The sequence below is a fragment of the Shewanella sp. N2AIL genome, assembly GCF_022690845.1.
GTDB classification, from domain to species: domain Bacteria; phylum Pseudomonadota; class Gammaproteobacteria; order Enterobacterales; family Shewanellaceae; genus Shewanella; species Shewanella baltica.
The window spans coordinates 173,623-186,361 of record NZ_JALBYT010000004.1 but is presented as its reverse complement, the minus strand read 5'-3'; the positions used below and the strand labels follow the sequence as shown (position 1 = coordinate 186,361).

The window sequence follows — 12,739 nt, the reverse complement described above, 5'->3', positions numbered from 1 at the left end:
ATCGCCCATGCTTTTCGTCTCCTCTTACTTGTGGTGAATAAGAAGTCTCTTTTAGCATGGGCGTAATTCAGGCTATAGCCTCAAGGAACAATCACCACCGCCAGAGGCGGTGGTTTTGGGATGACAATAAAAAGAAAACTTCTAGATATCGAAATTTAGACCACCTAAAGTAATTTGACGGATAATCTTTGCCTATAAGCATAGGTAACACTTTAAAATTAAAAGTGACTGCAATAGCAATATATACACAAAGCATGCTAAGTAACGAAAACAATAATTTAAAGCTAAAAATATTCATCTGCATAAAAATCGATTCAGACTTAAATTCAACTATCAAATCAACTACAAGGCCGATAACAAGTGTCAAAGCAAGCACTATGCTCATACCCAAAAAACTAATTTTTTTCATAAAACTCTTAAATCACCCCTAAAACAAATCAATAAACACAGTCAGCGAAACATCTTGAAAGTAAAAATTAACCAAATAAATTCAACCTATTATACTTTTTCATAAGTATATTAAAAACAAAGAACAAGGTCAGAAACATGAGTGTTTTTACAAAGATATCGATAAAACGTAATGGACTCATCCCGCCAGCTAATAACACATCGAAAACAGGCAGTGATGGCAGCACAACAAATGTAAAAAATGAAGTACCTAACACAGAGTAAATAAAATACCTTGGATACCCAACTCGATTAATAATCAAAGCACATGCTAAAGAAAATATGATCATCAGTGGAAGATGTATCCAAAAGCAAAATACAACCATCCCCAAGTTTTCACTTAACGCTTTTACATTGAAAGATAACAGTAAATCCCACCACCATTTGTTATCGACAGACAACCCACTTCCATGCATAACTATCGACACCGCTATGCCGAAGATAATCACTAAAAACTTCAATTTACCTCCAATAAATCTGCTCTGTTTCGAGTTATTGCAAACCTTATCTTTTGAAATAAATAACAAAATCAAAGTCGTGGAATTCCATTCCACACCAGGGCAAGAAGGGGATCAACAGCAATCCCCCTCTTGCATCTCCCCTTGCCGCCCCTAGCGAAGTTACATGCATTAGTTACTGGCTTCGTGCTTATTCGAAAATCGCTAACGCTTCCGATGGGGCGTCCCTTCCCCCCGAAAGCTAGCTCGGCATCCATGCCGAGCTCACGCTATTTTCTTCAACGCCCTTCAGCAACTTCACAGGGGATCGGTGAACTTCTGTAAGATTAGAGTTAACTTTTCACATTTAAAGAATTATGCGTGTCCTATCTCTTAGCCAATTTAACAATGGGTGTCTCATTAAACCACTATATCTTCAACTAAGAGTTGCTTATCGAAATTGTATCGCCTAAGAACTACATAATCTAAGCTACCGCACCATATAACTGGCTTCCCTGTAGAGGCAAAGTAGCAGTTACCAATGATCAATGCATGGCAAGCTTCTAATTGTTCTAAAGACTTATCGACTTTAAAGTAAGTCCTAAACTCTTCTGTAATATCAGGATTAATCGATACACTTAAACCGTCTGTTCTATTACCTGCATTTAACCAAAGTCGACCATCTGCAGTATATCCTGCATCACTAATGAACCCCCAAAATATCCTATTCTGGCCATCAAGCCCCGCGTGGACATCTTTAAAATTAACAAATAGTTGACTAGCTATTTCAGGCAAGCCTTGAAATGGAGTATTGGGAATAATTACTTTAGTATCTGAAGAATAAAGTTTATCTGATCGAACTAATTTATAAAGAGTATTCTTTAAAGTTAAATGTGCTGGATAATTTTTACCGCCAGCATTAACAGCCATTAAACCAGATCTTTTCTCACCTAATGGTAGATCAATTTTAGGCTCTTGAGTTTTGACATCAACTTGGTAGTTACTTTCCAAACCTAAATTTAAAATAATGCCACTATCTGGATTCGCTGCTGACTGGCCATCACCACCATCGCCATCATCCACAACTTCATAGTTAGTAGCAAAGCCACAATTATCTTCATGATGAGCACAGAAATGAGGTACTTTATTACCATAACTAGATTTTCTGAACCAAGCGTCACCATCACATGAAATGCACTTCAAATTTCGTCGCATAAGTACAATAGCTGTTTCGCCTAAAGCATAAAAATCGTCTGCTAGCCACTTTTCCCCATCAACAGTACACAGAGCAACTTCCATTTTTTACCTCATCCAGATAATTCTAAAATTATTAAAGATATTTAATCGTCATTAACCCCAAACTTTCACTGTAGCAGAATCATAGAACTCAATAATTTTCCCGGGATACTTTCTCCGCCACCCATTAACCTTGCTGATAATAACCTGATTATGCTCATCATTTACGCCACCATACAGGCTAATATAAATATTTAAACTTTTATTATTATGATTAATAAAATCAAAAACATGATCATCTTCGTCACGAATAGAATGACCAAATATAAATAAATTTCCTTTGATATTTTTTAGCGAAGAAAAAGTTCTTGAAAGATATCCATTTCTTTTGATTCTAGCTAACTTATGCTCTGTTGTTCCTTCTGATATGAATACTGGAAATCTATCTTTTTCAATTGATTTTTTAACTTGAAAAGCCAATGGCAAACCAACATTTGAGTAAGATAGTTTTTCGATATCAGAACCATCACTAAAGATATGCATCGCACCATGAATATAATATGTACTTTGATCTCTTTCCTGTCCGATTTCCCAGTGTAAAGAAGTATCTCGTTCCTCATCTGAAACAAATTCATCTGAATATCTATAACGAAATCCATCATCACATGGCAACTTAAGAGCCTTGTCTTCATGAAAATGCATTAATACCCAATAAAGTATTAGGTCATAGTTAAAGGTATATGTTTTCCCTCCAACAAAGTTCAGTAGGAAATTACGACAACTATTATATTGGTGCTCTGTTATTTCTGATGGTTTTGGTGGATGGCATTTGGTTATTACTTGAATTAATGTTCTTTTAAGACCTTCTATATCCTCATGTATCCTTTCAGTAATAACCTCAGATGAATCATAGTGTTGAACTATACCAGCAGCCTCCTATAGTCGCCTCATTACAAATTCAAAATCGTTGGTATCTATGGCCTTAAACAACAAGTTAATACGTTCAGATTCAATATTCTCGGCTAGAGTCTTATAATTAAATATCTTTGGAAACAATGCAATACTGAAACCATTACCTAGCATCAAATGCTTTTTCGCTGTTCCTGTTATAGCTATGCATTCATCAAATGTTTTCACGTCTGTCATAAGTTACTCATCCATGTAAATCGTACTAAACTAAATACTTCTTTCACTTAAAAATATTATCTAGGCTTTAAGTACAAACTAAAAAATGAAACAGCACACTATTCAAAAAATATATTTTACCAACCACTGTAATATTTTATTTATTGTCGCCAACTAACTTAAATTTATTTTTCGCCGATAACTTCAGCATTTTTCACACCAAATGGTATGTGAACAGAAGGGGCTACAGTACTTGTTGAATTTAAATGGCCTGATTGATCGTCAAAGAAAATATGCGGCTTTAAAACCCCCAAGATTAAACCCTTATCTACGCCGCCAAGAAAGAATGCGTCGTTTGTCATTACTCCCCACTCTTTCAGAGTATTCAAAGCCCTTTCATGCGAAGGAGCATTTCGAGCTGTAACGATTGAAACTCGTAGTCGATTGTGATAGTCAGGCTCTAATTTCTTCTTTTTTTCTTCAATTTTCTGAATGGCTGAAACTTTAACTAAAAACTCTTTTAATGGGCCAGGATTATGTGGCTGCAAAACATTCTTAGTTTCATGTTCATGAAATTGGTTAAGGTCCTCAGTGTTATGCATAACAGCCTCTGACTCATCATCAGCCAGTACTCCATCAAAGTCGAATGCAATTCTTAAATCATCACCGTCTTCATCAACTATCGTCGATTTCATTACATGACCTGCTGGGTACCCTAACCGTATAGCTTCTTTTACGTCAGATGAATTACCTGATAGAAATAATGAAATGCTTAATGCTGGAATATACTCGTATGGAGATTTACCTTGCATAAAGATCGCTCGTGAAATAGGTAAATTATGATGCTTAATTGATTTCATAACACGAAGTCCTGTATCAGGATCATTTCGCGATAACAGCATAACTTCTACTAATGGATCTGACTCTGGATTTTCGCTTAAATTATTCAATGAAAGCAAACGCTTAACAAATGAAAACGATACCCCTTTTTGTAAAGGACTATCAATATTCTCCGATTGATATTTTCGATATTCTTCTTCACCTTTCGTGCGAAAAACTTTATCCGATTCAGTCAAATCAAACATAGCGCTCGAAGCAACACCAATAACTAACCTTTTACCCAAATCATATGGCATAAAAATACTCCTAATTTTGATAATAAATCACAGAGAACTCTATGCCCGCTTAAGCTGACATAATTCATTGGTTATAACAAAGTTCAAGGATTACACCACTACCCTGCGAAGTTGCCGACGGGCGCTGAAGAAAATCACGTGAGCGAGGCATGGATGCCGAGCTAGCTTTCGGGGTACAGGATGTACCATCGGAAGCGTTAGTGATTTTCGAATAAGCACTAGGCCAGTAACTAATGCATATAACTTCGCTAGGGGCGTCTTGGAGCATCCAAGGAGGATAGGACGAGCAGTCCTCCTTGGTCGGGTGTGGGTTGAAGACCCACGACCTTGATTCACCTCGGCCGCTAGGCCGCAAAATTACCAGTTCACAACTTTGTGAAACGGCAAATTGTGAACCGACAAAGCTTCCCCATTGCTACCGCACTTCGCCAACATTAGTCAGCCAAGCCATCAATTAAAACAAGGTCGCACTAGCTCAAAACGTCCACTGCTGAACATTGGGCAAAATGCCAATAAGCACTATGGCAACAAGCATAAGTGCCAAAGCATATTCACGAATTTGCAGGAGGAGTTGGGTATCTAAGAAAGAGAAAAGACACATCGTCCTGATGCAAGTGACTCGAATCGCGGGTACGCGATTAAAGCTCATCCTTGTTAAAAACCTAAGATAGCGACATAGCGTACACTTGTCTATAACTTTAGCATTACAAATCAAGTAATTAAGCAAGCACTGATTTAACAATGTTGATATGACTGCATGTGACTAAACCTGTCGCCATCAAATAGCACTATCTCTTGATCTTGCAGTGGCATTAAGTCTCGCTGTGTCAGGCGGTCTGTTTTGGCAAGCGAGCCAATTTTGACATGGGAAAATGGGTTCGGTGAACACATTGGCCAAAGAGTACTGAACAAAGGGCACTGAGCAAAATTCAGCCATAACGTAACTGAGTTGAATCACAGTGCGAACATCACTGTAGAAGCCTGATAACACAGGCGCTACACACGAATTTAGCTTGATTAAAACTGCGGCGATTAACCGCCTAAATTTGCATTTTCAGCCCTACATGCTAACGTGGCTAATGTAAATTTACATTCAGTGTTTATCAAAGTTATGTCGCAACAATCAATAAAAAGTCGATCGACAACAAGCCTATATCGGGCGATACCAAGCAGCGCGGCTGATATGACACGGAAGCACAACTGAGGTTGAGATATGGAACCATCTAATACATCACGCCGGACCTTTATCAAGCAATGTGTGATTGGCGGGGTTGCCGTATATTCGGCCCCTTTGTTGTGGGAAATGAGTCGCGCGAATGCGGCGATTGTCTCACCTGAACTGGCAGCCCAATGGCAAACTCAGGTTAATGGTCAATCCAAACCTAAGTTTCGTAACGACGGCATAGCTAAGGTCACAGGCCAAAAGGTCTATGGCCGTGATTACCGCGCTATGGACATGGAAGGCTGGCCCAAGCAGCAAGGTTACGCTTTTATTCTACGCGCTGCCGATGCCTCCCATGTTTATCAAGGCTTTTCCCTCGACCACCTGCCCGCATCGGCTAAGCCCTATAAAGTGATTACCGCGGCCGATCTGGCCCGTGATAAGGTCAAGCTGCCCGATTTTTACGGTGACAACATGTTGCTGGCCGAAGGGCAAACCGCCGACTACTTAGGTCATGCGGTGGCAATATTATTGTTCGACAGTTTTCCCGCCTTTAAGCAAGCTAAATCTTTACTGCAATTTGATCAGACCTTACTGCGCTTTGGTGAGCAAACGCCGTTTGTGTCGGACACCAAAGACCCCTACGCCAGCTGGCGCCTTATTCGAGTTGAAGGTGAAAATGGCGCAAGGGAAGATTTATATAGCCCGCTCCACGATGGGCTATTTTTCCCCAGCGTAAAAGATCGCAAGCCAGAATGGTTAGGCAATCCGAATGCCAAAGGGACAGTGTCTGAGCGCGGGCTTTATTATGCGGGTGAGATAGATAAGCAGATTGCTAGCGCCCAAGCCAATCAACAATGGCAAGTGTTAGAGCGGGAATATCGCACCCAGATCATCGATCCTATGATGATGGAACCCGAAGCCTTTAACGGCTGGTATGACGCAACTAGCCAAACATTTCATACAGTGATTACCTCGCAGTCGCCGCAGGACTTTCAAGAGATGGCAGTGCACATGCTGTTATCTGGCCCACTGGCAGGCAAGGTAAAACATCTGGTGGTGCACTCGCCTTATATCGGCGGTGGATTTGGCGCGAAAGACCATTCGATATTCCCCTATTACGGCGTGCTCGCGGCCATTTATGCCAAGGGGCCAATCCGACTCGCCAATGACAGATTCGAACAATTCCAGTCTGGCCTTAAGCGTCATCCGTTCATCATGAAAAGCCGCTTAGCGGTGAATAAATCAACCTTAAAAATCCAAGCCTTAACTTCGCAGATGACAGTCGATGGCGGCGGACGAGTGAACTTTACCCCTTCTGTGACCTCGGTTGGCGCGACGGCGATGCAAAGCATTTACTACACACCGCGTAACGATATTATCGCCACCGCCTATGCGTCGCGTAACCCAGATGCGGGTTCGATGCGCGGTTATGGCACGCTGCAATCGATGACGGCGGTGGAATGCATGATCCACGAGATAGCCGACGAGTTAAAGGTTGATCCCTTTAAACTGCGCGCCGCCAACGTGATGGAGTCCGGCCAGCGTAATACGCAAGGCGCAATTCCTAACGGCACTTTGCGTTACCGCGAAATGCTCGACATGGCCGAACAAGATCCCGTGTGGCAAAACCGCGCGGTGAATAAAAAGGACTATGAGGCCAAACATCCGGGGATGCGTTACGGCGTCGGTTTTGGTATCGCCACCAAAGATTATGGTACGGGCGCAGCTGCGCCAAGTGCGGCGGTTCGCCTAGCGAAAGACGGTAAAATCACCCTAGAAATCGGCTTTATCGAAATGGGCACTGGCACGCAAACCTCCCAAGCCGTGGTGGTCAGCGATGCCCTCGGCAACTTTGCCGATGAGGTAAAACTCGCCGAAGTGGATATTTGGGATGCGATGCAATTAGTGCAAACCGATAATCCTTATATTATTTCGCAGCAACGCCAAGATGAAATGGCGGCCAATCCACGCTGGACACCGGTTAAAGCCATGGCCTCGTCGGCATCTATGTCGGCCTATTATCAAAGCCATGTCACCCGCATCGCCGCCGACGTGATCTATCGTCACGGCCTGTGGCCTGCGGCGGTATCGATTTGGAACGAGTTGTATTTTAACACGCCAATGGGCTCGACTAATTTGCATAACGCCCGCGATGGTCGCTGGGTCGATGGCAAGTTAACCGCCTTGGGCTTTCCGCCACTGTCGATCGATATCCTCGCGAAACGCGCCCACGACATGGGCTTAGTGGTCGGCGTGATGGGTCATGCCTTTAATCGCTGGGCTTGGGCCGAAGCCGATTTCGACATTCTTGGCACTAAAGAGCGTTTAGCACTCGATGCGCTGGCGCTGCAATACGGCGAAGGGAACGCGACGTTTGCGGCCACTTCCGACACGACTATGAGTATCAAAGCGCGCCAAGCCAGCATGAAGTCTAACGGCTATCACTTGATCGATCGTCAAGCCATGAGTTATCCCAAGGCCGAACTGAACAATGCCATGGTGACTTACTACGCACCCTGCGCCACTTTGGTTGAAGTCGCCGTAAACGAAGGCAATGGCGAAGTCACGCTGCTGAGTTCTCATACTTGGTTAGAGGCGGGCAAAGTGATTGTTAAAGAGCTGGTCGAAGGGCAAATTCAAGGTGGCCTTGCGATGGGTATTGGCCATGCACTGCATGAAGGCTTACCGCCATTTGAAGCCGGCGCCGGCAATGGTACGTGGAACCTCAATCGCTATCAGGTGCCGTTAGCGCGGCATGTGGGCGTATGGGATCAACGTCATACCATATTGCCACAGTTATCTGATAACGATCCCAGCCGTGGTATCGCCGAAGTGGTGATGATCCCTGTGGTCGCGGCGCTGATTGAAGCCGTGTATCAAGCGACCCATGTCCGCTTTTACGATTTACCTATGACAGCGAAAAAAATTAAGGAGGCCATGGCATGAGCCAGTCTATTAAACTGACCATTAATAACCAAGCCGTAGGCCCGATTGAAGTCGCCGATGGTGTGATGATGATTGAGTTTCTACATGAATACTTAAACCTCACAGGTACTAAGTTTGGTTGCGGCGCGGGCGTATGCCACGCCTGTACAGTGATCGTCGACGACGAGCAAGGCATGAGCGAAGTGGTGCGTACCTGCATCAATGGTGTTGAGCGTTTTAATGGTAAACGCGTCCGCACTGTCGAAGGTCATGCTAGACAAAACTCCCTTGGCGAAATCACCGCCCTGAGCCCAGTGCAAGAGGCTTTTTTGGAGCACTTCTCGTTTCAATGTGGCTGGTGTACCTCGGGCTTTGTCAACGAATCGACCGCACTGCTTGAGCGATTAGAGCGACAACCTATCGCTAAAGATCAAGTTGAAAAAGTCGTTGAAGATGCCTTGAGTGAACACGTATGCCGCTGTACTGGCTACGTAAAATACTATGCGGCGGTCAAAGATCTGATCCTCAATACTAAGGGGCTAACCCTGTGATGACATCAGCCAATCTGCGCCATTTCTCGCGCTATTTCCCGCACATGAGTAGGATAAGAAATCTGCTGAGTCACAATCTACTCCTGAGTTTAGGGCTAGGTTTGCTCGCCTGTTCCAGCAGCGTTGCCGATGAAGGTGGCAATACAACAAATAGTGACATCGCACGCGGCGCGTATCTGATGAAGATAGGCGACTGCGTGGCCTGCCATACTGCGGTCGGCGGACGTGAACTCGCGGGCGGTTTGCCGTTCGAAACCCCCTTTGGCGCTGTGTACTCGACCAATATCACCTCAGATAAAGAAACTGGGATTGGCAAATACAGCTACGAGGACTTTTTTGATGCCATGCACCACGGTGTTGGCGTCAACGGCAACCTCTACCCTGCTATGCCCTACACGTCATACAGCCTGCTGACGGACGACGACACTAAGGCGATTTATGCCTATTTGATGAGTACTAAACCCATCAAGCAAGCTAACCGCGACAATGATGTGTACTTTCCGTTTAACCTGCGTTTTGGCCTAAAAGCTTGGAACTTAGTCGCACACGATGCTAAGGAATTTACCCCGAGCAAGGAAAAAAGTGAGCATTGGAACCGCGGCAATTACTTAGTCAATGCCCTAGGGCACTGCGGTGAATGCCACACCCCAAGAGACACGCTGTTTGCCATGGAGCAGGACAAGCACTTTGAGGGCGCGATTATCGAAGGGCTAGAGGCATCGGACATTCGCCCCGCTGAGCTTAACAGGCAAAACTGGACCCATGAGGATCTTAAGTCGCTATTTACCGAAGGCTATTCCCGCAAAGGCACCGTCTTTGGCGGCATGTATCCCGTGGTGTATCACAGCTTTAGCCACTTAACCGATGATGATATGCGCGCGGTAAGCAGTTATCTGCTCGATAACGACGATGATCTTAAACCGGATCCGCTCACCTTTAACGGCCATAAACCTGAACTGCCAGGTTATACGCTCTACAAAGGTTACTGCGCCGGTTGTCATGGCCAAAATGGTGAAGGTCGTCCTAATGTCGCGCCCGCGATGGCAGGTAACGCCACCTTAGATAAAGCGAGTCCGCACAATATCGTCGCCGTGATGCTAAAAGGTATTCAAAGCCAGCATTACAACGCTACCACCAGCTTTTATGCCATGCCGGGATATGCTGATGAGTTAAGCGACGAGCAGATTAAAGACTTAGCCAATTACCTAAGACTCACCTGGAGCACACAAGCTGGTAATCTCGATGTAAAAACCATCCAAAGCTTAAAAGAAGTGATCCTCGAGCACGACTAACCCACATAGGTATGTGGGAGATTTAAGATAAAAGCCGACTCTAGAGTCGGCTTTTGCTTGAATGATATAGCGCGCATGAATCGGTCACTCATCGACTTAATCAAAGTAAGCGGAATTAGAATAAGCGGGATCAGAGTAAGCGGAGCTTCACTCCCACTTAGCCACGCAGTCGAGTATCGAAGAAGGCTAAGCTGCGCGCCCAAGCAAGTTCTGCGGTGGCTTTATCGTATCGGCCAGTGGAGTCGTTATGAAAACCGTGATTCACATTTGGGTAAAGATAGGCGACATAATCGGCTTTGTTGGCTTTTAGCTGAGTTTCGTACTCGGCCCAAGTGTCGTTTACCCGCTGATCGAGCCCAGCAAATTGCAACATTAGCGGTCCCTTCACTCGGCTACGCAGTTCCACTGCGGCTGGCGTGCCATAGAAAGGTACACCAGCATTAAGCTCATCGGGAATGGTCGCGGCGAGCATATTGACGATATAGCCGCCAAAACAAAAACCCACGGCACCGAGTTTGCCATTGCTTTGGGGATGGGCTTTTAAAAACTGCGCAGCGGCAATAAAGTCTTGCTCGATTTTGGCTCTGTCTAAACTGCTTTGCATAGTGCGGCCCGCATCATCATTACCCGGATAACCACCGAGGGAATAAAGTGCATCGGGGGCGAAGGCGATATACCCCTGCGCCGCTAATCGGCGAGCAACATCTTCGATATAGGGATTTAGGCCACGGTTCTCGTGCACCACTAATATCACAGCAGCTTTTTTACTGGGATCTAAAGTCTTGGGCTCACCAGCGGCACTGCCAGCAAGCAATAATTCATTGGGTATCACTAAATAGCCGCGCCCTTCACCGTAACCATTGGGCGAGGGAAATTTAACATAGCTGGCTTGAATACTGGGGTCGTTAAACGACACTTGTTCGGCAAGGGCATAGTTCGGCATGAGTGCGCCCGTGAGCGTTGTCAGGGTAAACCCTAGCGCCACCAGTCCTGCAAGCCGCCCCATAAACTCACGGCGATCGATAATGCCGTGGGCATATTCATCATACCAGTCAAAGGCTTCCTGCGGTATCGGTTGTATTTTCTGAACACTCATCTGGCTTTTTTCTGCTACGGCTTGCTTGTCTTGCTGTGTCATCGTTATTCCTCCGTTGAACAAGCTAACCACAGGTCACTTCCCTAGCTTGTGGGTGTGAAGATTTAACTCAAGAGTAAAGGAAGAATTGTACTTAGGGCAACTGACTTTGACGTGTGCTGTTTTGTAAGCTTAGTTTGAAATAACACACGATTGGCACAAACGGCTGTCGGTTAAGGCTAGGCTAGCTTAAAATAGCGATTTAGATTCTAGAGGGCTTGGCGTGATACAACATAGAGCTAGCCAGATGGTGATATTTCACACTCTGGTAACCAGTGGCAGTTTTACCCAAGCGGCAGCTAAGTTAAAAACCTCGACCTCCTATGTCAGCAAGCAAATTGGCGCGTTAGAAGCTGAGCTGAACTTGTTGTTAGTGCAACGCACCACGCGCACCTTAGTGTTAACTGACGCTGGCCAGCAATTTGCGCGATATTGTGAGCAAGTGTTTGAAGCAACGCAAAATGCCGAGGCCATGATGCTGGATGCCCGCGACGACATTAGCGGCACGATTCGCCTCGGTTCTTCCCAATCCTTTGGCACCTTACACATCATCCCCGCGCTGGAAGTGTTGCAGGAAAAATATCCCGAATTACGATTTGAGCTAAGCCTGTTCGACCATAAGGCCGACATGCTAGAAGAAGGTCTCGATCTGTGGATCACTAACCATGAACAGCTGAACGAAGGCTATATCGCCCAGCATCTCGCCGAGACTAACTTTGTGGTGGTCGCCTCCCCCGATTATTTGCTCAAGCACGGCATCCCACACCATCCACGGGAGTTAGCTCAGCACAATTGTGTTATCTATCAAAGTAAAAGCCGTAATTATGATCGATGGAGTTTTGCTAAGGATGACATTGAGCAAACCGTCAATGTCGCGGGCAATTACCGTGTCGACTTAGCCGAAGCCGTGCGTAATGCTGTGATTGCTGGGCGAGGCATAGGCTATGTGGCCACGTATTTACTCAGTGATGAATTTCAAAGCGGCAAGCTCATTCAACTCTTACCCGATTGGAAACCGCTGCAACAGATGCCCGTTTATGTGGTTTACCCAAGGCGGCGCCATTTACCGACTAAGTACAAAGTGATTATCGAATGTTTAAAGTCCCATATCGGCCACCCGCCCTACTGGGATAAAAAGCTCAAACCTTGGTTAGGTAAGACAGTCATTTAAACTGCAACCACTTAAACTGCAGCCACTTAAGCTACTGTCATTTAAGCAACAGTCACTTAAGCTGCATTTCAAACCAGCACTGACTACTGCACCAGCCTAAAGCCGTCTGTGGCGTGATG

8 protein-coding genes and 1 pseudogene are annotated in these 12,739 nt (G+C 45.0%); 4 read left to right on the top strand and 5 right to left on the bottom strand.

Annotated features, from left to right (window positions below):
- Positions 1-476 precede the first annotated feature (476 nt).
- The 4 genes and pseudogenes from MO387_RS04730 to MO387_RS04715 form a co-directional block, all read right to left on the bottom strand.
- Positions 477-908, bottom strand: coding sequence for a hypothetical protein (locus tag MO387_RS04730; RefSeq protein ID WP_242326105.1), 432 nt, complete (start codon positions 906-908; stop codon positions 477-479).
- 396 nt (positions 909-1,304) lie between these two features.
- Positions 1,305-2,183 carry a hypothetical protein gene (locus MO387_RS04725; protein WP_242326104.1) on the bottom strand — a complete coding sequence of 293 codons (879 nt, stop codon included), beginning with the start codon at positions 2,181-2,183 and terminating at the stop codon, positions 1,305-1,307.
- Between the two features lie 51 nt (positions 2,184-2,234).
- Positions 2,235-3,203 (bottom strand): annotated as a pseudogene (locus MO387_RS04720) (DUF4917 family protein).
- Positions 3,204-3,430: 227 nt separating this feature from the next.
- Entirely contained in the window at positions 3,431-4,381 is a 951-nt protein-coding gene (locus MO387_RS04715; RefSeq protein ID WP_242326103.1) for a 5'-nucleotidase, read from the bottom strand.
- Between the two features lie 1,213 nt (positions 4,382-5,594).
- Here MO387_RS04715 and MO387_RS04710 point away from each other — a divergent pair.
- The 3 genes from MO387_RS04710 to MO387_RS04700 are packed head-to-tail and all read left to right on the top strand — an operon-like array spanning position 5,595 to position 10,314.
- Complete coding sequence (locus tag MO387_RS04710) at positions 5,595-8,492, top strand: molybdopterin cofactor-binding domain-containing protein (protein ID WP_242326102.1); 2,898 nt, start codon at positions 5,595-5,597, stop codon at positions 8,490-8,492.
- Positions 8,489-9,022: a 2Fe-2S iron-sulfur cluster-binding protein gene (locus MO387_RS04705; RefSeq protein ID WP_006085889.1), complete on the top strand. Its 534-nt coding sequence runs from the start codon at positions 8,489-8,491 to the stop codon at positions 9,020-9,022. The genes MO387_RS04710 and MO387_RS04705 overlap by 4 nt, the downstream gene beginning before the upstream one ends.
- A complete protein-coding gene (locus MO387_RS04700) occupies positions 9,022-10,314 on the top strand; it encodes a cytochrome c (RefSeq protein ID WP_107946659.1) in 1,293 nt (430 codons plus the stop codon). The genes MO387_RS04705 and MO387_RS04700 overlap by 1 nt, the downstream gene beginning before the upstream one ends.
- Positions 10,315-10,471: 157 nt before the next feature.
- Here the strand turns inward: MO387_RS04700 and MO387_RS04695 are convergent, their stop codons facing one another.
- Complete coding sequence (locus MO387_RS04695; protein WP_199908785.1) at positions 10,472-11,452, bottom strand: dienelactone hydrolase family protein; 981 nt, start codon at positions 11,450-11,452, stop codon at positions 10,472-10,474.
- Between the two features lie 220 nt (positions 11,453-11,672).
- Between MO387_RS04695 and MO387_RS04690 the strand changes: the two genes are divergently transcribed.
- Complete coding sequence (locus MO387_RS04690; protein ID WP_107946658.1) at positions 11,673-12,620, top strand: LysR family transcriptional regulator; 948 nt, start codon at positions 11,673-11,675, stop codon at positions 12,618-12,620.
- Positions 12,621-12,739 lie beyond the last annotated feature (119 nt).